Annotated in this window: 20 protein-coding genes; 5 read left to right on the plus strand and 15 right to left on the minus strand. The window is 71.5% G+C overall.

Annotated elements, in window-relative coordinates:
• Positions 1-39 precede the first annotated feature (39 nt).
• Positions 40-1020, minus strand: coding sequence for a FecR family protein (locus tag VIL67_RS06995; protein WP_332048154.1), 981 nt, complete (start codon positions 1018-1020; stop codon positions 40-42).
• A 97-nt stretch (positions 1021-1117) separates the two neighbouring features.
• Positions 1118-1663: an RNA polymerase sigma factor gene (locus tag VIL67_RS07000; protein ID WP_332048155.1), complete on the minus strand. Its 546-nt coding sequence runs from the start codon at positions 1661-1663 to the stop codon at positions 1118-1120.
• Positions 1664-1999: 336 nt separating this feature from the next.
• Here VIL67_RS07000 and VIL67_RS07005 point away from each other — a divergent pair, with 336 nt between their 5' ends.
• Entirely contained in the window at positions 2000-3856 is a 1857-nt protein-coding gene (locus VIL67_RS07005) for a phosphoenolpyruvate carboxykinase (GTP) (RefSeq protein WP_332048156.1), read from the plus strand.
• 50 nt (positions 3857-3906) lie between these two features.
• Here the strand turns inward: VIL67_RS07005 and VIL67_RS07010 are convergent, their stop codons facing one another.
• From VIL67_RS07010 to VIL67_RS07045, 8 genes are all read right to left on the minus strand, one after another.
• Positions 3907-4977 carry a DUF5700 domain-containing putative Zn-dependent protease gene (locus VIL67_RS07010; protein ID WP_332048157.1) on the minus strand — a complete coding sequence of 357 codons (1071 nt, stop codon included), beginning with the start codon at positions 4975-4977 and terminating at the stop codon, positions 3907-3909.
• Positions 4978-5003: 26 nt separating this feature from the next.
• Positions 5004-6101: a glycosyltransferase family 9 protein gene (locus VIL67_RS07015; protein ID WP_332048158.1), complete on the minus strand. Its 1098-nt coding sequence runs from the start codon at positions 6099-6101 to the stop codon at positions 5004-5006.
• Between the two features lie 28 nt (positions 6102-6129).
• Positions 6130-8052, minus strand: a complete 1923-nt coding sequence (locus VIL67_RS07020; protein ID WP_332048159.1) for a polysaccharide biosynthesis protein — start codon at positions 8050-8052, stop codon at positions 6130-6132.
• A gap of 154 nt (positions 8053-8206) precedes the next feature.
• Positions 8207-8911 carry a TorF family putative porin gene (locus VIL67_RS07025; protein ID WP_332048160.1) on the minus strand — a complete coding sequence of 235 codons (705 nt, stop codon included), beginning with the start codon at positions 8909-8911 and terminating at the stop codon, positions 8207-8209.
• 167 nt (positions 8912-9078) lie between these two features.
• Positions 9079-9879 carry an SDR family NAD(P)-dependent oxidoreductase gene (locus VIL67_RS07030; protein ID WP_332048161.1) on the minus strand — a complete coding sequence of 267 codons (801 nt, stop codon included), beginning with the start codon at positions 9877-9879 and terminating at the stop codon, positions 9079-9081.
• A 101-nt stretch (positions 9880-9980) separates the two neighbouring features.
• Positions 9981-10202, minus strand: coding sequence for a hypothetical protein (locus tag VIL67_RS07035; protein ID WP_332048162.1), 222 nt, complete (start codon positions 10200-10202; stop codon positions 9981-9983).
• A gap of 38 nt (positions 10203-10240) precedes the next feature.
• Positions 10241-10672, minus strand: a complete 432-nt coding sequence (locus VIL67_RS07040) for an SRPBCC family protein (protein WP_332048163.1) — start codon at positions 10670-10672, stop codon at positions 10241-10243.
• Complete coding sequence (locus VIL67_RS07045; RefSeq protein WP_332048164.1) at positions 10669-10992, minus strand: ArsR/SmtB family transcription factor; 324 nt, start codon at positions 10990-10992, stop codon at positions 10669-10671. The genes VIL67_RS07040 and VIL67_RS07045 overlap by 4 nt, the downstream gene beginning before the upstream one ends.
• 95 nt (positions 10993-11087) lie before the next feature.
• Between VIL67_RS07045 and VIL67_RS07050 the strand changes: the two genes are divergently transcribed.
• On the plus strand, positions 11088-11537 hold the full coding sequence (locus VIL67_RS07050) for a DUF1801 domain-containing protein (protein ID WP_332048165.1): 450 nt from the start codon (positions 11088-11090) through the stop codon (positions 11535-11537).
• On the opposite strand, the gene VIL67_RS07055 is transcribed toward VIL67_RS07050, so the two are convergent.
• The 5 genes from VIL67_RS07055 to VIL67_RS07075 form a co-directional block, all read right to left on the minus strand.
• Positions 11534-11998: a hypothetical protein gene (locus VIL67_RS07055; protein WP_332048166.1), complete on the minus strand. Its 465-nt coding sequence runs from the start codon at positions 11996-11998 to the stop codon at positions 11534-11536. The two genes, VIL67_RS07050 and VIL67_RS07055, sit on opposite strands and share 4 nt — an antisense overlap.
• Positions 11999-12008: 10 nt before the next feature.
• Complete coding sequence (locus VIL67_RS07060) at positions 12009-13736, minus strand: NfrA family protein (protein ID WP_332048167.1); 1728 nt, start codon at positions 13734-13736, stop codon at positions 12009-12011.
• Positions 13736-15802, minus strand: coding sequence for a glycosyl transferase family protein (locus tag VIL67_RS07065; protein WP_332048168.1), 2067 nt, complete (start codon positions 15800-15802; stop codon positions 13736-13738). Before VIL67_RS07065 ends, VIL67_RS07060 begins: the two co-directional genes overlap by 1 nt.
• A gap of 7 nt (positions 15803-15809) precedes the next feature.
• Complete coding sequence (wecB, locus tag VIL67_RS07070; RefSeq protein ID WP_332048169.1) at positions 15810-16970, minus strand: non-hydrolyzing UDP-N-acetylglucosamine 2-epimerase; 1161 nt, start codon at positions 16968-16970, stop codon at positions 15810-15812.
• A 196-nt stretch (positions 16971-17166) separates the two neighbouring features.
• Positions 17167-17661, minus strand: coding sequence for a GNAT family N-acetyltransferase (locus VIL67_RS07075; RefSeq protein WP_332048170.1), 495 nt, complete (start codon positions 17659-17661; stop codon positions 17167-17169).
• A gap of 218 nt (positions 17662-17879) precedes the next feature.
• On the opposite strand from VIL67_RS07075, the gene VIL67_RS07080 reads away from it, so the two are divergent.
• The 3 genes from VIL67_RS07080 (at position 17880) to queF (ending at position 19711) form a co-directional block, all read left to right on the plus strand.
• Positions 17880-18608 carry a radical SAM family protein gene (locus tag VIL67_RS07080; protein ID WP_332048171.1) on the plus strand — a complete coding sequence of 243 codons (729 nt, stop codon included), beginning with the start codon at positions 17880-17882 and terminating at the stop codon, positions 18606-18608.
• Positions 18605-19144 carry an SPASM domain-containing protein gene (locus VIL67_RS07085; protein WP_332048172.1) on the plus strand — a complete coding sequence of 180 codons (540 nt, stop codon included), beginning with the start codon at positions 18605-18607 and terminating at the stop codon, positions 19142-19144. The genes VIL67_RS07080 and VIL67_RS07085 overlap by 4 nt, the downstream gene beginning before the upstream one ends.
• Before the next feature lie 111 nt (positions 19145-19255).
• Positions 19256-19711, plus strand: a complete 456-nt coding sequence (queF, locus tag VIL67_RS07090) for a preQ(1) synthase (protein WP_332048173.1) — start codon at positions 19256-19258, stop codon at positions 19709-19711.
• Positions 19712-19766: the final 55 nt, after the last annotated feature.

The following is a 19766-nucleotide window of genomic DNA, read 5'->3' on the forward strand; positions in this document are numbered from 1 at the left end:
CAGGTGCGCGCCCGGTCGGATGATGGCCCCAAGTCCCCATCAGCGTCTCGCCCCGTTGTAACGCAACACGACGCCCCTGTCGGAACGTTCTGCGCGGAAGGGCGCGAGCAGCGCCAGGCGGCGAATGACCGCGTCCTGGTCGTCCAGCACCAGCACGCCCGACACGCGGACGTCCGCGAGCTCGGGGTCGGCCAGGCGGATGGGGGTCGGGAACTGGTCGTTGAGGTCGGCCACCACCTCGGAGAGCGGGCGGTCGCGATAGACCAAGCGGCCGGAGCGCCAGCCGAGCACCTCCTCCGGCGCCGCGGCCGCTACCCGAGCCTCGACCGCGCCCTCGACATGGTCGAGCCGCTGACCTGGACGCAGCCGATAGGCGCGGCCCGTGGCCGCCCCGGCAGGGCGAACTTCCACCACGCCGCGCGCCACCGTCACGGACAGCCGTCCGTCCCGCCGGCGTACGTCGAACTGGGTGCCCACCACCCGGACGGTCCTGTCGCCCGCTGCTATCTCGAAAGGCCGCTTCGGGTCGGCGGCGACGTCGAACACCGCCTGGCCCTTCTCGAGCACCACGCGTCGGGCGTCCCGCGAGAGACTGACGCTCAGCTTTGTGCCGGCGTTCAGTTCGAGCCGGGAGCCGTCGGCCAGGGCGATGGTCTGGCGTTGGCCGACCGCCGTCGCATAGGCGGTCGGGGCGGGCGGCGGCGCCAGGGTCGGGGCGAGCAGCACCGCCACCGCCGCAGCGGCGGCGATGGAACCGGCCGCCATGTAGAAGCGTCGCGTCGGCTGCGGCCGCCGGCGCTCGGCCCGCAGCGCGTCTTCCACCTGCGCGCCGGCCGCATCGAAGGCCGACCACACCGACAATGTGGCGTCAAACGCCGCCCTGTGCACGGGCGATGCGTCCAGCCAGGCGTCGAAAGCCAGGGCCTCGTCGGGCGACAGGTCGTCCGCCTGCAGGCGCACCAGCCAGTCGGCCGCTTCCGACCGGGCCGCCTCGCCGCCGTGTGCCGTGACCTCAATCATGGTCCATCCCGCCGCGCCCCCCGGCACAGTCCGTCAACCATCAAGACGGCGCCGAACCGGTCCGCCCCCCGCCCGAAAGATGCAATTTCCGGTAGAATCATCGGCCGAGCCTGACCGTGAGCGCCTTCAGCGCGGCGCTGATGTGCTTCTCGACCGACTTGACGGAGATGCCCATCGCTTGGGCCGTCTCGGCGTGGCTGAAGCCCTGCAGCTTGTGCAGGCGGAAGGCGCGCTGCATCTGCGGCGGCAGTTCGGCTACGGCTGCAACGAGCTGCCGCAGGCGTTGACGCGAGGCCGCCGCCTCGTCGGCCAGGGGCTCGTCGACCACGTCCTCGCCGCCCAGGCTGACGTGGGTCGCTTGCCGCCAGGCCCCTTCGCGGGCCGCCGCCCGCTGATCGCCGCGGGCGCGGTCCAGCATCAGGTTGAACGCCATGCGATAGAGCAGGGCCGTGGGATTGTCGGCGGCGTCGCCTTCGGACCGGCCAGCCACCTTCAGATAGAGGTCCTGGACGAGGTCTTCCGCGGCCCGGCTTCCGACCCGGGCTGCGAAGAAACGGACGAGGTTGGCGCGACGCGCCAGATAGGCGGCGACCAGCGGGTCGTCGTCGCCGCGCAGATTCGCCTCTGATCGCCCCTCGGACACCAAATCGATGTGCCTGAATACCGGCGCGCCGCCAAGCCGACTGGGCGAAACGCAGAAAACCGCGCAGCTCGGCCATTGCCACCGGTGTCATTGATGGTCGCTTTGTCATAGGTGCTGGCGGAACGTCGCGTCAGCGGTCTATGCAGCGCACGGAAGCGGCGTCGCCGTAACCCAAGCGGCTGATCCAAAGGCGCTTTCGCGCGTTGAGGGGCGGCTACAGGGTCAGCTGGGCCGCGCCTGCAGGATCGAGGGACCTGCGGGCGTGTGGTGTTTGAATATGATCGCGGGGGACCCGGTTCGGTGTCCGGCGGATCAGGGGCCAGGGAGTTTTAGTGAATGAGCGCAAGCACCGTCCCGGGACTTGAGCCCGCGCCGACGAACCACGCGAAACTCATCAGCTGGGTGCGCGAGATCGCCGAGATGACGGAGCCGGACCGGGTGGTCTGGTGCGACGGGTCCGAGGAAGAGTGGACCCGCCTCACGGACGAGCTGGTGGCCGCGGGCACGCTGAAGCGCCTGAACCCCGCCAAGCGTCCGAACTCGTTCTACGCCGTCTCCGACCCGCGCGACGTCGCCCGTGTGGAGAGCCGCACCTTCATCTGCTCGGAGAAGCCGGAAGACGCCGGCCCGACCAACAACTGGCTGGACCCCACTGAGATGCGGGCCGACCTCAAGAACCTGTTCAAGGGCTGCATGAAGGGCCGCACCATGTATGTGGTGCCGTTCTGCATGGGCCCGTTGGGCTCGAAGATCTCCGCCATCGGCGTGGAGGTCACCGACAGCGCCTACGTGGCCGTGTCCATGCGGATCATGACCCGGATGGGCAAGGCCGCTCTCGACCAGCTGGGCTCGGACGGCTTCTTCGTGCCGGCCGTGCACTCGGTGGGCAAGCCGCTGGCCGCGGGCGAGGCGGACGTCGCCTGGCCGTGCAACGACATCAAGTACATCGTCCACTTCCCCGAGACCCGCGAGATCTGGTCCTACGGCTCGGGCTACGGCGGCAACGCGCTGCTGGGCAAGAAGTGCTTCGCCCTGCGGATCGCCTCGGTCATGGCCCGCGACGAGGGCTGGTTCGCCGAGCACATGCTGATCCTCAAGCTGACCTCGCCGCAGAACGAGGTCCGCTATGTGGCGGCCGCCTTCCCGAGCGCCTGCGGCAAGACCAACATGGCCATGCTCCAGCCGACCCTGGCCGGCTGGAAGGCCGAGACCATCGGCGACGACATCTGCTGGATGCGCTTCGGCGACGACGGCCGGCTCTATGCGGTGAACCCCGAGGCCGGCTTCTTCGGCGTCGCTCCGGGCACCGGCGTCGAGACCAACGCCAACGCCGTGGACGCCCTGCACGGCAACTGCATCTTCACCAACGTCGCCCTGACGGACGACGGTGACGTCTGGTGGGAGGGCCTGACCGCGGAGCCGCCCGCGCACCTGACCGACTGGCGCGGCCGGGACTGGACGCCGGACAGCGCCGAGCCGGCCGCCCATCCGAACGCTCGATTCACCGTCCCGGCCTCGCAGTGCCCGGTGATCGCCGGCGAGTGGGAGGACCCGGTGGGCGTGCCGATCTCCGCCATTCTGTTCGGCGGCCGCCGGGCCAGCGCCGTGCCGCTGGTCAACGAGGCCCGCGACTGGCGCCACGGCGTGTTCATGGCCTCGAACGTGGCCTCCGAAGGCACGGCCGCGGCCGAGAACGCCATCGGCGAGCTGCGCCGCGACCCGTTCGCCATGCTGCCCTTCTGCGGCTACAACATGGGCGACTACTTCGGCCACTGGCTGAAGATGGGCGAGAAGGCCGATCCGGCGAAGCTGCCGCGCATCTACTTCGTCAACTGGTTCCGCAAGGACGAGCGCGGCAAGTTCGTCTGGCCGGGCTACGGCGAGAACAGCCGCGTCCTGAAGTGGATCTTCGACCGCCTGGAAGGCCGCGCCGAAGCCATCGACACCCCGATCGGCCGCCTGCCGGCCCCAGGCAGCCTGGACGTGGAGGGCCTCGGCCTGACCCAGGAGCAGCTTGACCTGCTGCTGACTGTCGACGCCGACATCTGGCGCCAGGAAGCCGCGCTGATCCCGCCCTTCTATGAGAAGTTCGGCGACCACACCCCCAAGGCCCTCTGGGACGAGTACGAAAGCCTGGTCGCCCGCCTGGGGGAGTCCGTGAAGAGGTCGGCGGCCATGGAGCCGGCTGAGTAGGACCGGCGCACCCCGCCGCTCGCCGGCGGGGCAGCCGCCCCGGAGCGCCTTCAGCCGCAGGCGGCGAGCGCCCGCGCTCGGGCCAGGGTGGCGGCATCCAGGGCCGGCGCGCCCGCCGCGCCATAGGATCTAAGGCTGGCGTAGCGGACCACGAACACGGCGCCGGGCTGGTCGATCAGCTCGGCCAGGGCGGACTCGCCGCTCTCGGCCACGATCGCGCGGCTCATCACGTAGCCCAGGCTGTACAGGATTTCGTCGCCCAGGAAGCCGAGCGCATAGACCTCGGCATAGGAGGCCTGCGGATCGGTGGCCAGGGCGTGGCTGGAGAGCTGCAGCAGGGTGACGGCCCGGCCGACCAGGGCCACGCCGCGGGCGGCGCGCCGACGCTCGTCCAGGGCCGCCGCATCGTCCTGCGGCAGGGCCAGGATATCACCCACATAGCTGGCGGAGCCCTCGCTGAGCAGGTCGTCGAACAGGCGGCTCAGGTCGCCGCCGCCCGGCTGAGCCGCCCGGCAGGCGACCGCTGCGGCGGACGGCGGGCGCGCGGTCCGGGCCAGCTGCTGAACGCCATGGTACAGCTCGTGGGCGAGGATGGTCCTGGCCAGCGCCGGCGAGCGGAACTCGGCCACGTTCAGGTAGAAGGCGGGCGCGCCGAAGGCGAAGCCGCCAGCCCGGCCCCCCGCCACCAGATAGCCGTCCACCGCTCCGCCCACTCTCGCCGGCGTGAACCGCGCGATCCGCGCCTGCACCTCCCGGAGCGCCGGACGCGAGGGATCGGTCAGGCCCCGAAGAACCTGTTGGATCTCGGGCGCGGCGCGGCGCACCTCGGCGAAGCGGTAGTCCGCGTCCGCGGAACTGGCCTCGCCGCGGGCCGCAGAGAGCAGGGCGCTCGTGAAATCCGCCTCGTCAGCGGGGCGACCGTAGCTGCGCGCCTTGCGGATCAGCCCGGCGTTGCCGGGGAGGCGCGCGGCCTTGGCGGCGGCTTCGGGAGTCAGCGTGGGCGACTGGACCGCCGCGAGCACGGCCTCCGCGGCGCTGGCGTCCAGCCGCACGGACAGCGGTCCGGCGCCAGCCGGTGAGGCGAGCGCGGCCGCCGCGGCGGCGGCGATCCATGCAATCATCACGGACCTCCCGCGCGGGGCGCGTCTCAGCCCTTCTTGAAGAAGGCGGGGATGTCCTCGGCGATCTGTCGCAGCGGGGTCGCCCAGTCGCCCGGCGCCGGCTGCCGATAGAGCTTCAGCGACGGGTACCAGGGGCTGTCGGTGCGGCCGTCGTGCAGCCAGCGCCAATCCTCGCCGACCCAGGGCAGCAGCACCCAGCAGGGCTTCCCGAGCGCTCCAGCCAGGTGCGCGACCGCCGTGTCCACGCTGATCACCAGGTCCAGGTGCTGCACCACCGCCGCCGTCTCTGCGAAGTCTGTGAGGGGGAGGGTGCTCTCCTCGGGATGCAGGTTCTCGGCCCCTGGGAGCGACAGCAGGAAGCCGGCCGCCGCATAGGGCAGGGAGCGGTTGCGGTCGTTGGGGTGGGCTGCCTTGCCGCAGGTCACCACGCCGATGCGGGCCGTCGGGCGCAGGGTGCGGGCCCAGCGGTTCAGCCGGTCGGGCGTCGCCTTGAGGTAGGCCGTGCGGCCCGGCAGGCTATCCAGCGTCACGCCCATCCTCAGCGGGAGCGAGCCCATCATGGCCCAGGCGTCGGCCTGGGGCACGCGGATATCGCCCTGGGCGGCGATCACCTCGGCGCCGAGCCCCTCCATCAGCGGCGCGAGTTCGGGCCGGACCACGAGGGTGACCTTGATCCCCCGCGCCAGGAGGTCGGGGATGAAGCGGGCGAACTGGATGGTGTCGCCCGCCCCCAGCTCGTCCCAGAGGGTGAGAGACCGGACGGGCCGCCCGTCCCACTCCGGATAGTTCAGCCGCGGGCGCACCGATCCGGCCGGCAGGGCGGCGCGGGCCTCGAGCAGCGGCCAGGCCTCGGGGTACCGGCCGAGCCCCAGGAGGGCGGTGGCCACATGGACCATCAGTTCGGGGGCCTGGGGGTTCGCCTCGTGCGCGGCGATCGTTTCCCGGAGGGCGTCGTCCCAGCGGTGCTGGCTCTCGAGCAGGTGGATGAGGTGCCGCCGGGCCGCATCCGCGAGCGCCGGCGCGGCGAGCGCCCGGCGATATCCGGCTTCGGCCTCGGCGAAGTCGCCGGCCAATTGGGAAAGGAAGGCGCGCCGCAGCTCGGCGGGGGTCACATTCTCGGTCATCGGAAGTCTCGTCTCGGGAAGGTGGGGCTCAGCCGCCGGCGATCACGCGGAGGTTCGGGGCCTGGCCTGGCTTGTCGCCGCGGATCTGGGCGACGAGGTCGAACACCAGCCGGCGGACGTCGTCGTCCCGCCCGGCCGTGGCCAGGGCTTCCAGCTCGGAGAGATGTTCGGGGGTGGGACGCAGCGCCGGGCTGGACACCACCTCCATGACGTTCGGCGAGCAGGAGACGGCGCGCTCATTGTCGTCCACCAGGGCCTCGGTCAGCTTCTCGCCGGCCCGGAGCCCGGTGATCTTGATCTGCACGTCGCTTCGCCCGGAGAGGGCGATCATCTGGCGGGCCAGGTCCATGATCCGCACCGGCTCGCCCATCTCGAGCACGAACAGGCGGGCCTCGCGGCCGTCCTCGCGCGCCCGGGTGGCGGTGGCGTGCAGCACCAGTTGCGCGGCCTCCGGGATGGTCATGAAGAAGCGTTCCATCTCGGGGTCGGTGACCGTCACCGGTCCGCCGCGCTCGATTTGCGAGGCGAAGATCGGCACGACCGAGCCCGCCGAGCCGAGCACGTTGCCGAACCTCACCACCGAGAAGCGCGTCCCGCGGACCTTGCTCTCCTGGGTCTGGATCAGGGCCTCCGCCAGGCGCTTGGTGGCCCCCATGACGTTCGTCGGGTCGACCGCCTTGTCGGTGGAGATCAGCACCATCTGGCCGGCGCCCGAGGCCTTGGCCGCCTGGGCGACGTTCCAGGTGCCGAGCACATTGGTCAGCGCGCCTTCCGACGGGTGGCTCTCCACCAGGGGCACGTGCTTGAGGGCCGCGGCGTGGAACACCAGGTCCGGCTTCTCGGCGGCGAAGATGTCCGCCAGGCGCCGGCCGTTGCGGACGTCGCAGAGGATCGGTTCGTGGGACAGGCCGGGGAAGGACTCGGCGATCTCGCGGTCGATGGCGAACAGCGAGGGCTCGGAATAGTCCACCAGCGCCACGCGCGCGCACTGGAAGGCGGCGACCTGCCGGCAGAGCTCCGAGCCGATCGAGCCCCCCGCCCCCGTGACCAGCACCCGGCGGCCGCGGATCAGCTCGCCGATGGCGAATCGATCCAGCTCGATGGGGTCGCGGGCCAGGAGCTCCTCGATGTTGATCTCGCGCATCGGCAGCAGCTTCAGCGACTCGTGCTGGGCGAGCTCGACGATGGACGGCAGGCGCAGCAGGCGGATGCCGTCGTTGACCAGGCGGCCGAGCTGGGCGGCGGTCAGCCCCTTCAGCCGGCCGGGCTCCTCGAGGAACAGGATGGCCCGCGGATAGCGGTTCCAGCGCCGCAGGTCGGCCAGGGCGGCGTCCAGGTTCTCCAGGTGGTCGATGATGCAGACGCCGCGCACCTGCTGGCCCACGTCGCGGGCGTCGACGCCGACGATGCCGACCGGCGTGTAGCTCCGGTCGTGGCTGCGCGCGGCGTCGCGCAGGTAGGTGTCGGCGAGCGAGGTCGGCCCGATCAGCAGCAGCGAGGGGCCGGGCGCCCGGTCGCCCACGGCCTTCAGCGGCGAGAGGCTCTCCAGCACCCGCTCGTGCAGGGCCCGGCGCAGGACGCGCACGCCCATGGAGCCGGCCATCTGGATCAGCGGGGCCATGAACAGGGTGGAGCGGGCCAGGCCCTGGGCGCGGCTGCTCAGGAACACCACAAGCAGGAACACGCCCACGGTCAGCAGGGCGATCCTCGCCAGCACCAGGGCGTCGGGGATGGAGGCGTAACGCCAGGGCGACAGTTCGCGGCGGAACAGCACCCCTAGCGCGCCGGCGATCCCGGCGTAGACGGCGACCAGCTGCAGGAGGTCCTGGCTGGGCAGCGCAGCCCACGGGATCTCCGGGCTCATCGGGATGATCCAGGCGAGCGCGAAGGCGCAGGCGGCGATCAGCACGTCGACCACGATGGTCTGGGCCCGGAAGGCCATCCGCTCCATGCTGGTGCTCCGCTGAACTCCGGGCTCACCATAGGCTGACCCGCGCCGTGCGCCAAACCGGGCGCCGACGCGGCGGAACTTATGAATCGCGGTTCCCTGAGGCAAACGAAAAGCCGCCGCAAGGCCTGCGGCGGCTTGCCGTTGGCACTAGAGATCAGAACGTCGCCTTGACCCCGACCACCACGCGTTCGTCGGCGAGGTAGCCCAGCGCCGTGCCCTCGTTGGTGTCCCAGTACCGCAGGTCGAGCCCGATGTGGTCCGTGAGCGCGAAACCGAGGCCTGCATTCCAGGTGGTGTAGTCGACGCCCTCGTCGATCCATTGGCGGCCAAGCGCGCCGGAGACGCTGAACTTGCTTTCGCCGAGCGGCATCGCGCCGTTCACCTCGACGTAGGTGGCCTCGCCCGTGTCGCCGAAGAACTCCGGCGAATAGAACACCGCCGCCCCGATGGTCCCCGGCCCGGCCGCCGTCGAGGCGGCCAGCTTGCCCTCCCAGTAGTCCTGGTGCGAGCCGGACGGGGAGTCCGTGTAGCCGTAGTAGATGACGCCGAGGTCGAAGGTGACCGGCCCCATCACCGGCTTCACCCCGGCATAGAGGTCGTACTCGAGGTCCGTGCCGTTGCCGAAGTCCACGTTGGAGAGCCAGACGCCGGCGTAGCCGATGGAGCCGAGCGCGGCGTCCACGCCGCCGAACACCTGCGGGTCCTCGTCCGTCTGGCTGATCCCGCGAAACACATAGTCCGACGCCGCGCCCACGTTGAAGCTGAGCGAAATCGGGCCGTCGTCCTCCTGCGCCTGGGCCGCGCCGCCCAGCGCCAGCGCGCCGAAGGCGCCCAGCAGCGCGAGTTTCAGAGCTCTCATCGTCTATCCCCTTGGTCTCCGGCTTGCCTTCGAGGGCTGCCGTGCGCCGCCATGGTCGCGGCGGAGGGGAAGCGAGTTCAACGCGCGGGGGACGGCCCCGCCGGATCGCGTGGCGCCTGATCGCCTGGCAGGCTCAAGCGTGAGCAGGCGCCCGCATTTTAGGCAGATCAGCGCGCCATCCGCGCCGCATAGCCCAGGTGAGTCCCCGCGTCGGCGAGCAGGGTCTCGCCCGTGACGTGGCGGGAGGCCCGCCCGCCCAGGAACACGGTGGAGAGCGCGATGTCCTCAGGCGTCGACGCCGCCTTGAGCGGCGTGGAGGCCGCCGCGTTGGCGCGCACCCGCTCGGCGCCGGCCTCGCCCAGGCCCTTGCCGAACCACGGGGTGTCGATGAAGCCCGGGCAGATGGCGTTGACCCGGATCTTCGGGGCGAGCGCCCGGGCCAGGGACTGGGTCATGGTGATCATCGCGCCCTTCGAGGCGGCGTAGGGGATCGACGAGCCGATGCCGGTCACCCCGGCGATGGAGGCGGTGTTGACGACGGCGCCCGGCTGGGGCGCGGCCTCCAGCAGGGCGCGGCAGGCACGCACCATCTGGAAGGCCCCCACCACGTTCACCGCATAGAGCCGCTGGAAGTCGTCGGCGCTCACTGCATCCAGGTCGCCGTGGGCGGCGAAGGTGGTGGTGCCGGCGTTGTTGAACAGCGCATCGATCCGCCCGAACGGCTCGGCGGCCGCCGCGATCTTCCGGCAGTCGTCGTCCGAGGCGACGTCGCCCTGGACCAGCACGGCCTTGGCCCCCGCGGCCTCCACCAGCCGGGCGGTCTCCTGGGCCTCGTCCGCGCTGCGGGCGTAGTTGACGATGACCGCGGAAGCGCCGCGTTCGGCGGTCTCCACGGCGATCGCCCGGCCAAGGCCCGTCGAGGCCCCTGTCACCAGCACGACGAAGTCCTCGAAATCCCGCACCGCCATGGTCCTGCCTCCCGTTGTTCGCCGGCTGGTCTAGCGCGGCGAGGGGGAGGGGCAAACCCTCTCGCGGACGGGAGGCGCGCTACTCCGCCGGGACTAACGCGCTACTCCGCCGGGACTAACGCGCCACGCCGGCGGCCGACGTAGGGCGCGAAGAACATCCAGAGCCCCGTCAGCATCAGCACGATCAGCGGCGCGAGCGCCAGGAAGCCGATCCACGCCGCCTGCGACTTGGTCGCGAGGGCCAGGAGGTTGGCGATCACCGCCAGCACGAACACGATCGAAAGCCAGCGATGAACTTGCCGCAGGCGCAGGGTCCAGGTCATGGAAAGTCCTCCGTCATCTCAGGTGTTGAAGGCGCTGCTCACCCCATGCGGGCGAGCAGCTCGCCGAGTTTGCCAAGCATCTGGGTCCAGCCGGCTTGGGCGCCCCCGAAGGCCTGCCGCTGCGTGGGGCGGAAGCCGGCCTGCTCCATCCGCAGGTGCGTGCCGCCGGCCGTGGGCGTCAGGGTGAGCGTGACCACGCTCTCGAGCTGGAAGTTCGGGTCCTCGTGGTCGTAGTTCCAGGTGTAGGCGAGCGTCCGGTTGGGCTCCACCACCAGAACCTCCCCGTCGAGCACGCCGCCCCACTCGCCCCGCAGCTGGAAGCGATGGCCCACGACTGGGGCGAAGTCGGTCTTCATCAGCCATTCCTCGAGAAGGTGCGGCTGGGTCAGAGCCCGCCAGACCTTCTCGGGCGGGTGGGGCAGCTCGCGCTCCACGACGGCCGTGCGCCGCTCCATCCGGGTGTCGCTCACTGGTCCATCCTCCTCAGCAGGTCCTCGAGGTCGTCGAACCGGGCTTCCCAGAAGCCGGTCATCTGCTGGGTCCAGTCCACCAGCGGGGCGAGAGCGCCACGCACGGCGCTGTAGTGGGTCTGGCGGCCCTCGTGCCGGTCCCGGACGAGGCCGGCCTGCTTGAGGACGCCGAGATGCTTCGACACCGCCGGCTGCGATACGCCAGCTTGTGCGGTGAGGGCCCCGACCGTCTGCTCGCCGTCGCGGCACAGGCGCTCGAACAGCGCCCGGCGCGTGGGGTCGGCGAGGGTGCGGAAGAGGGTGTCGTGGGCGTCAGGCACGTTTGATAACTACGCGGTTATGAGTTGCAAGCCATAACCAACGGGTTATTGATTGGCAAGCGTTGGTTTCAGCCAAGGGAGGCGCAGGCGCGGCCATGGATCGAAAGGCGGACCGTTCAGGGTCGGAACAGGGCGCGGCTGGCGCGCCGCGGTTGCTCTCCGGCGGCAACCCGCAAATTCCCAAGGGCGACGGGGACGGCCCGGTGCAGGCCTATATCGCGGCCATCCCGGACTGGAAGCGCGAGGTGGCGCGAGAGCTGGACGCGCTGATCGTCCGCGTCGCGCCCGAGGTTCAGAAGGCGGTGCGCTGGAACTCGCCCATGTACGGCCTGGAGGGCCAGGGCTGGTTCCTCAGCTACCACTGCTTCACCCGGTACCTGAAGGTGACCTTCTTCAAGGGCGCGCAGCTCGATCCGCCGCCGCCCGGGCCCTCGAAGGACGCCAATGTGCGCTACCTGGACATCTACCAGGACGCCGCGCCCAATCAGGCGCAGCTCGCCGACTGGATCCGCCAGGCCGCCGCCCTGCCGGGCTGGAAGCCCTAGGGCGCGGCGGCGGCCGCCGCGGCGGCGGCGGCGAACAGGCCGTAGCCCCAGCCAAGCACCAGCGCCGCGAAGCCCGAGACGACCACCGGCACGAGCCGCCACCGCTTGCGGTCGCCCTGGGTGTCGGCGTCCACCTGGGCCCACCAGCCCTGGCCGATGATGAAGCGGGTCACCAGCGCCGCCGCCCCGGCGATCGCCGCCGTCGCAACGAGGAACCCGGCCAGCCAGACCCACACCGCCTGCCCAGGGGTCAGCAACGGGCCTGTCCCGGCGAGCAGGCGCACCGCCAGGGCGGTCATGACGCTGCCCGCCGCCACGCTGATCGCCGACGAGCGGCGACGCAGCCGCCCGGCCGGATCGCGCCAGGAGGCGGACAGCGGCAGCCAGACGATGGCGGCGATCGCCGAGCAGACGGCGCCGTTCATCAGGGCCGAGAACAGGCCAGGAGGTTCCAGCAGCATCCGACGCCCCTCAGTAAGCCACGTTGAAGGTCGCGAAGAGACCGCTCGCCCGCGCGTCGCCGGTGATCCGCAGCCGGTACTGCAGCGCCATCTCCAGGTAAGACCGCGGCGCCTGGTGCGTCTGGCCGCCGAACCACCAGCGCGCCGCCACGCCGGGGCCCCAGCCCGCCGCCAGCGCCTTCGACAGGCTGTCGTCGTAGCTGGCCGCCACGCCCGCAAACGGCGAGAGCACCAGGCCGCCGTCGGGATCGTCGGAGAGCCGGAAGCTGCGGCCGGCCCGCAGGTCGGCGGCCGCGAGCGTCTGGCCGTCGCCGGTGATGTGCGCCACGTCCACGTAGGCGTTCCACATGGGCCAGTTGCTGCGGTCGAAGCGCAGGTCCAGGCCGTCGCCCGCGGACCAGGCGGCCCGGATCATCCAGTCGTCCCGGGCGAGCTCGCCCAGGCTGATCATCCGGCTCGCTTCCAGCACCAGGTTCTGGCTCTCGAAAGGCTTGTGACGCACGCCGATCCAGCCCTGCAGGGTCTGGGGCCCCGTCGCGTCGCCCCGCTCGCTCGCCACCGTCTCGAACGCGCGGCCGAAGACCTCCCACGTCCGCCCGCGGCGATAGCCGCCGAGCCGCGCGTAGGCCTCTCCGCCCACCTGGGTGACGCCTTGCGAGGCGCCGGGCAGGGCGGCCGTGGCCGCCCCCGCGCCCCCGTATCCGACATAGCCGTTGAAGCCCCACCGGCGGGAGATGGTGGCCACGTCCCGGCGGATCTCGAACTCGGCCTGCGGGCCGAGGGCGAACTCGCCGGCGCGGGTCCGGTCGAGGCCGAGGGTGAAGTAGCGGACGGCGTCGGCGTCGCGCGCCAGCCGCTTTGCGGCGTAGGCGGCGTCCAGGGCGGCGCGCCCCTTCAGCTTGCCATCCGCCTCGGCGCGGCGGAACCAGGTGAGGGCGGTCTCGTCGTCGTGCACCGCGACCGCCACCATGGCCACGTCCATGGGGTCAGAGGCGTCCAGTTGTCCCGCGCGCAGGGCGGCGTCGAACACCCGCCGGGCCTCCGCCCGCTTCTGGAGGGCGACGAGCGACATCACCTGGCCGCGCAGCATATAGGCCTTGCTCTCGGCCGTGGGCGCGAGCTCGGCGGCCGCCGCCTGAGCCTCCGCCGCCTCGGCCGGTCGGCGGGCCGCATCAGCGGCCATCGCCAGGCGGGAGCGCACCTCGTAGCTGTCCGCGGCGAGCCCCTCCAGGCTCCGCGCGGCCTCCTCGGGCTGCTTCAGGCTCATCAGGGCGTCGAACCGCCCGAGCCGCGCCAGCCGGGCGGCGGCCGGGTCGAGGCCAGGAAGGGCGAGCGCCTCGCCGAAGCGATCCGCCGCGGCTGTCCAGTCCTGGCGGGCCGCGGCCAAGTGGCCCCGCTGCGCCGCCACCAGCGCCGAGGGGCCGAAGCGCCGTTCGAGGGCGGCGGCGGCCTGCTCCGCCGCCTCGCCACGCCCGGCGTTGGCCAGCGCCTGCAGATGCAGCAGGGCATAGTCGCGGTTGCCAGGCGCCAGGGCCGCGGCTTCGGCGGCCAGCGCCGCCGCACGGGCGTAGTCACGCGCGTTGAACGCCTCGTAGGCCGCCGCGGCCAGGGCGTAGGCGCTGGGCGGCTGCTGGGCGCGTCCCGTGCTTCGCGGCGTCTCGCCGGCGGGCGCCTGCGCCTGGGGCGCGGCCGCCAGAGCGGCCGCCGCCAGGATCGGGGTCAGGGCATGGGCAGCCATCAGGCGGCGCTCCTCAGGTCGGAAAGAGGCGTGGCGGCGAAGGCGCCGCCCTGGCGCAGCACCGCGCCGATGGAAGCCGTGGGGGAGGCCCGCAGCAGCTCGTGGGGGACAAGCCCCTCGTCAGCGAGCAGCTCGCCGAGCCCCAGGCCCGAGGCGCGCCCTGCCGGGAGGGACCAGGCCAGCATGACCAGGCCTGCGGTGATCTCGCTCTCCCGCGCGATGCGAACCTGCACGGGCTGGCCGGCGGCCGTCTCCAGCGCGGACTGCGCCTCGGGCGTCAGCGGCCGGGCGGCTGCGACGGTGAGGCCGCTCTCGCCCGCCTCTAGGGGTGCGATGCGATGCGAGATGGCGAGTTCTCGCGGCAGCAGATCGAGCCCGGCTTTCAGCGCCTGCGTCGTCACGGTGGCGCGCGGCACGTCCGCCTGCACGCTGACCGCTTCGGCCAGGGTCTCGTCGTCGAGCCAGCCCCGCGCCTGCAGGATGCGGCCCAGGGGACGGCCGTCACGCGCCTGGGCCGCCAGCGCCTCCTCGAGCTGCGCCGGCTCGATGGCGCGCCAGTCCACCAGGATCTCGCCCAGGCGCCGCCGCTCCTGGCCGAGGTCCTCCGCGGTGGGGAAGTCGTGCATTGTCTTGTCCCAGACGATGCCTTTTCCGAACATCAGGCTTTCGAAGAAGATGCGGGTCGCCCGGCCGGCCGCCCACAGGTTCACGAAGGTGGCGACCACCATCCGGGGCAGCGACAGCAGGGCGTGCTCCCAGCCGTAGAAGCGGTTCACGAAGTAGAGCCTCTGTGCGGTTCGCGCGGCGAGCGCGAAGCCGTTGAAGGCGATCAGCGGCCAGAACCACCACTGGTCGGGGAAGATGGGGCGGAAGCCGTGCGCCGCGGCCTGCGGCCACACGGCGAAGGCCACGAAGTTCAGCAGGATCAGGTAGGACGCTAGCGAGAGCAGGGGCGTGACGATCGCCTTGCGGTCCCGCACGAAGAAGTAGTTGGCCTTCAGGGTGTCGGCCCAGCCGAGTTGCGCCCAGCCCTGGTAGGCGATGCCCAGCGTCCAGCGCGCCTTCTGGCGGTACGAGGTGCGGAAGGTGTTCGGGAAGTACTCGCGCACGCAGAGCGGCATGGCGACGTCGAGTGTCTTCTCCGGACCCAGGCCGAACAGCGTCTTGCGCTTCACCCGGACCGAAACCGGGAAGCGGGCGATGATCGAGGTCATGCCGCGCGCCCGCAGCCGGGCCCCGATGTCGTAGTCCTCTGTCAGGCTCGCCGTGTTGAACGGCTCCTCCGCGTCCTCCTCCTGCAGCGCCAGCAGGGCTCGCCTGGAGAAGCAGGTCCCGACCCCGGCCGAGGGCACCGCCCGGCAGAGGATCTCGCGCACCACCAGGTCCTTGGAGTGCCACTCGGCGAACTCGTCCATGTAGGTGCCAGCGATCAGCTCCGAGCACTTGCGCTCGAGCGAGGCCACCGGCAGCTGGATCATGTCCTTCCGGGGCAGGAGGTAGTTGTAGAACTTCAGCTCCAACGGGTGCAGCACGTCCTCGCAGTCGTGCAGGATGACGCCCGCGTACTCGATCCCCAGCCGCTTCTCGTGCTCGAAGATCGTCTTGACGATGGCGTTCAGGCAGTCGGCCTTGCAGGTGGGCCCGGCATGGTCGACCTCCACCCGCACGACCCGGCGGCTATAGCGGCGCCGCGCGCGCTCCACCTCGGAGATGGTGGCCGCGTCGTTGGGATAGGTCCCGCAGAAGATCGTGTAGTTCTGGTAGTCCAGGGTGCTGATCGCGTTCTCGACCATGGCCGCGATCACGTCGTCCTCCTTCCAGGCCGGGACCATGATCGCCAGGTGCTGCTGCGGCCGGGCGTGCAGCTGCGCCTCGGTGAGCGGCGTGTGCCGCTTGCTGACCACCAGCTTGCGGTGGAGCTCGCGCGCCCAGAAGAAGGCGTCGATGAACAGGTCGTCGGCCGAGGAGGCGGCGATCAGGACCGCCACGACGACGGCCACGACCTGGAGGCTGCCGGAATAGGCCTCCAGTCCGGCGTTCAGCGCAGCGTTGAGGGCGGGCGGCATGGCCGCCTCACGCCGCCCGGAGCGTCGGCGGAGCCGACGGGGCGAACGGGATCACCTCGCGGCCGACCACGGCGTCGACGATCCGCGCGGCGGCGCGGCCGTCGCCATAGGGGCTGACCGGCGCCGGACCGCGGCCGCCGAGATCGAGCCGCTCCAGGTGGCCGAGCGTTGCCGACAGGATGCGCTCGGCGTCCGTACCCACCAGGCTGACGGCGCCGCTGGCCAGGGCTTCCGGCCGCTCCGTCGTGTCGCGCATGACCAGGACCGGCTTGCCCAGCGCGGGGGCCTCCTCCTGGACGCCGCCGCTGTCGGTGAGGATCACGTCGGCGCGCTGCATCAGGCGCAGGAAGGCGACGTAGTCCTGGGGTGGGATCAGGTGGATGTTCGGCTGGCCGGCGAGCGCCTCGGTGACCGGGCCCTGGACATTGGGGTTCAGGTGGACGGGGTAGACGATCTGGGTCCGATCCATGCGCGACAGGCCCAGCAGCGCGGCGCAGATGTTGGCCATGCCGTCGCCGAAGTTCTCCCGCCGGTGACCCGTCACCAGCACCAGGCGGTGACCCGGGCTGATCCGCGGCAGGCCGGCGTCCACCTTCGCGCGCAGGGCGTGGTCGGCGTCCAGCCGCGCCGTGGCCCAGTGCAGGGTGTCGATGACGGTGTTGCCGGTGACCAGGACCCGGCCTTCCAGCGCCTCGGCGGCCAGGTTCGCGGCGGAACGTGCCGTCGGCGCGAACATCAGGTCGCTGGCGAGGTCGACGATCCGGCGGTTCATCTCCTCCGGGAAGGGGTGGCCGGAGTCATAGGTGCGCAGGCCCGCTTCGACGTGGCCCACGGGGATGCGCCGGTGGAAGGCGGCCAGGGCGGCGGCCATCGCCGTGGAGGTGTCGCCGTGCACCAGCACACGGTCCGGCCGCAGGGCTTCCAGCACCTCGTCCAGAGCCCAGAGCGCGCCCGACACCAGCCCGTTCAACGACTGGCCGGGCCGCATCAGGCCCAGGTCTGCGTCCGGGGCGACGCCGAAGAAATCGAGCAGCGGCGCGATCATCTGCCGGTGCTGGCCCGTCACGCAGACGCGCGAGTCCACGCCTGGCTCGGCGGCCAGGGCGCGCAGCACCGGCGCCATCTTGATGGCCTCGGGGCGGGTTCCGAACACCGACAGGATCTTCATGCGGCCTCCACGCCTGTGGGCGCAGCGGCGCCTCAGGGCGGCTCGGGTCGCATGGGTCGCGCAGGCCGTGGATTACGTAGAATTACAGCGTTTCGCGGATAGGTTTCGCTGGAGGACCGACGGGCCCGGCTTCTGCAACTGCCGGAAGTGCGACAGGTTGCCCGACCGGCCGTCCACGCACGACCGGCTCGGCCGCCTAGCTCTCGGCCGGCGGGTCCCAGGTCATCTCGATCATGGTGCGGCGGAAGCCGGCGCGTTCAAAGAGGCGCTGGGCGCCCGGATTGCGTTCGGCGGTGAACAGCACGATCCGCGGCGCGCCCTTGGCCGTCAGGTCTGCGGCGACCGCGTCGACCAGGCGCCGGCCGACGCCGCCGCCGCGGTGGTCCGGGTCCACCACCAGGTCGTAGACCACGCCCGCCGGCCCGCGCAGGGACAGCCAGTCCATGCCCTCCAGCGCGCCATAGGCGTAGCCGACCACCGCGCCGTCCGCCTCAGCCGCCAGCACCACTACCTCGGGCCGCTCCAGCTCGCCTAGCAGGAAGGCGCCATAGCCCTCGGCGCTGTCCGGCCCCGGCGCGATGAAGCGCTGCGGATCGAAGCCGTGGTGCACCGCCACCAGCAGCGCCCCCAGCCGCCCGAGCGGCGCGACGTCGGCCGTCGTCGCCGGTCGTATTGTGGTCACGGTCGTCACGCTTCCTCCTGATTGTCGGCCCGCGACCCAATCCTTAGGCCGCCGCCGCCCCGTCAGAAAACTCGCATCTCGCCGACGGCCGGCGGCAAGCTCCGTCGTCTGATGTAGCCCCCGGTGGCGGCGCACGCTATCGTCTCCACCACGAGTAGAGTGGGCGCACAGTGATCAGCTTCGACGCGCTTCTGGATCCTCTTCCCGCGACCTGTGTCCGCGTCGCCATGACGACCGCCTGCAATCTGCGGTGCGTCTACTGCGCGGTGAGCGCTCCCGACTGGGAAGCCCGCCACATCGCCGGGCACCTGGTCGAACGCGTGCCCCGCGAGGTGGCCGAGGTGGCTGAGCCCGGGGCCACCATACTGGTCAACGGCGCCGGCGAGACCACCTTCATGCCGGGCTGGCAGGGCGCCTGCGCCGCCCTTATGGAAGCCGGCCTCCCGCTGGGAATGACCACCAACCTGGCGCGCATCTATTCGGACGACGACATCGCGCTCCTGGCGCGCTTTCGCGTCCTGCTGGTGAGCATCGACTCCTTCGACGACGCCCTGATCCGCTCGATCCGGCGCAAGGTTAGCGTGGAGCGTGTCCGCGGAAACGTGGCCCGCATACGGCAGGCGGCGGAAGATGCCGGCCGGCCATCCCCGGAGATCCGGCTGAGCTGTGGTCTCTATGACCGCAACACGCCCGAGCTGACCCGGTTCGCCGAGGCGGCAGTAGAGCTTGGGGTCACCGGTGTCACCTTCTGGAACCTCGATGCGCACGACGCCTTGCCCACCGCCGGCCTGGTGACGCCCCTCTACGAGTTGGCGGCCGAGGACCTGGCGCCGCGCCTGCGGGAGATCGCGGCCGCCCTGTCGGTCCTGGAGGCGGCGGGCGTCGAAGTGGAGATCGCCGGAGATTTTCTGGCCCCGCTCCAGGCGGGCCTCGAAGCAGCGGAGGTGGCGGCATGACGATGCTACGGTTGCCGCTGGAAGGGCGGACCCGTCTCTGCCTCTGGCCATGGAACTACGTCGAGGTGCGGACCGACGGAGGGGTCTCGCTGTGCTGCGTGCGTCCGCCCATCGGCAACCTTCAGGATCAACCGCTCGCCGAGCTCCGCAACAGCGCCGAGGCCCGCGATCTTCGCCTGGCCCTCCTGTCCGGCCGGCCGGACGATCAGTGCGCCAAGTGCCTCCTCGCCCCGCTCGCCACGCCCGCCGAGCTTGCAGCCGAGCTCGGGCGCGCCCACGAGCGTTCGGAGACTCTGCGCCTGCACAACGTGCGTGTGGCTGAGGCGCTTGCGGCGTCGGCGGCCGCTACATCCAAGGTGCCGCCGCCAGACCCAGCTAAGCCGCCGGAGGGAACGGAGCCTGGCGCCGCGGCGACTGGCTGGCTTCGCAGGTCGGCGGCCTGGGTGCTGGGCGTGCCGGACGTGCTCACGGGCGGCCGGTACCGCGGCGGCCTCGGCATCTTGGCGGCGGTTCGCCGCCTGCTGCGGGCGCGATAGCGTTCCTCCGCTTTCACTGTTGGCCCAAGCTGGGCCGGCTGAGCCCGGGATTCGGCCGCTGCGGCGCCGGCTCCCTTTGCGGCGCCGCGCGGCAGGCAGTAGAGGGGCGCCATGGAAGAGACCCACCTGAGCCAGCTCGGCCGCGACGTGCGGGGCTTCGAAAGCCCGGAGGCCGCCGTCCTCGAGCGCGTGCCGAACCCGCACCCCGACACCACCTACCTCGTCCGCTTCACGGCTCCCGAGTTCACGTCGCTGTGCCCGGTCACCGGCCAGCCCGACTTCGCGCACCTGGTCATCGACTACGCCCCGCGCGACTGGCTCGTGGAATCCAAGTCGCTCAAGCTCTACCTCGGCTCGTTCCGCAACCACGGGGCCTTCCACGAGGACTGCACCGTGGCCATCGGTCGGCGGCTGGTGAAGGAGCTCGAGCCCGAGTGGCTGCGGATCGGCGGCTACTGGTATCCGCGCGGCGGCATCCCCATCGACGTCTTCTGGCAGAGCGGGCCGGTTCCGCAGGGCCTGTGGCTCCCCGATCAGGGGGTGCAGCCCTATCGCGGGCGGGGCTGAGGCAAACCGCCGTGTGAGGGTTTGCAAACCCTCCGGCCGGTCCTATACTCGTTAC

Source organism: Phenylobacterium sp. (genome assembly GCF_036563385.1).
Lineage (GTDB): Bacteria > Pseudomonadota > Alphaproteobacteria > Caulobacterales > Caulobacteraceae > Phenylobacterium.

Excerpts from the sequence above, each read along its gene's own strand:
- VIL67_RS06995 (WP_332048154.1), bottom strand. The coding sequence starts at position 1,020 with ATGATTGAGGTCACGGCACACGGCGGCGAGGCGGCCCGGTCGGAAGCG.
- VIL67_RS07005 (WP_332048156.1), top strand. The coding sequence starts at position 2,000 with ATGAGCGCAAGCACCGTCCCGGGACTTGAGCCCGCGCCGACGAACCAC.
- VIL67_RS07010 (WP_332048157.1), bottom strand. The coding sequence starts at position 4,977 with ATGATTGCATGGATCGCCGCCGCCGCGGCGGCCGCGCTCGCCTCACCG.
- VIL67_RS07015 (WP_332048158.1), bottom strand. The coding sequence starts at position 6,101 with ATGACCGAGAATGTGACCCCCGCCGAGCTGCGGCGCGCCTTCCTTTCC.
- VIL67_RS07020 (WP_332048159.1), bottom strand. The coding sequence starts at position 8,052 with ATGGAGCGGATGGCCTTCCGGGCCCAGACCATCGTGGTCGACGTGCTG.
- VIL67_RS07025 (WP_332048160.1), bottom strand. The coding sequence starts at position 8,911 with ATGAGAGCTCTGAAACTCGCGCTGCTGGGCGCCTTCGGCGCGCTGGCG.
- VIL67_RS07030 (WP_332048161.1), bottom strand. The coding sequence starts at position 9,879 with ATGGCGGTGCGGGATTTCGAGGACTTCGTCGTGCTGGTGACAGGGGCC.
- VIL67_RS07035 (WP_332048162.1), bottom strand. The coding sequence starts at position 10,202 with ATGACCTGGACCCTGCGCCTGCGGCAAGTTCATCGCTGGCTTTCGATC.
- VIL67_RS07050 (WP_332048165.1), top strand. The coding sequence starts at position 11,088 with ATGGATCGAAAGGCGGACCGTTCAGGGTCGGAACAGGGCGCGGCTGGC.
- VIL67_RS07055 (WP_332048166.1), bottom strand. The coding sequence starts at position 11,998 with ATGCTGCTGGAACCTCCTGGCCTGTTCTCGGCCCTGATGAACGGCGCC.
- VIL67_RS07060 (WP_332048167.1), bottom strand. The coding sequence starts at position 13,736 with ATGGCTGCCCATGCCCTGACCCCGATCCTGGCGGCGGCCGCTCTGGCG.
- VIL67_RS07065 (WP_332048168.1), bottom strand. The coding sequence starts at position 15,802 with ATGCCGCCCGCCCTCAACGCTGCGCTGAACGCCGGACTGGAGGCCTAT.
- wecB (WP_332048169.1), bottom strand. The coding sequence starts at position 16,970 with ATGAAGATCCTGTCGGTGTTCGGAACCCGCCCCGAGGCCATCAAGATG.
- VIL67_RS07080 (WP_332048171.1), top strand. The coding sequence starts at position 17,880 with ATGACGACCGCCTGCAATCTGCGGTGCGTCTACTGCGCGGTGAGCGCT.
- VIL67_RS07085 (WP_332048172.1), top strand. The coding sequence starts at position 18,605 with ATGACGATGCTACGGTTGCCGCTGGAAGGGCGGACCCGTCTCTGCCTC.
- queF (WP_332048173.1), top strand. The coding sequence starts at position 19,256 with ATGGAAGAGACCCACCTGAGCCAGCTCGGCCGCGACGTGCGGGGCTTC.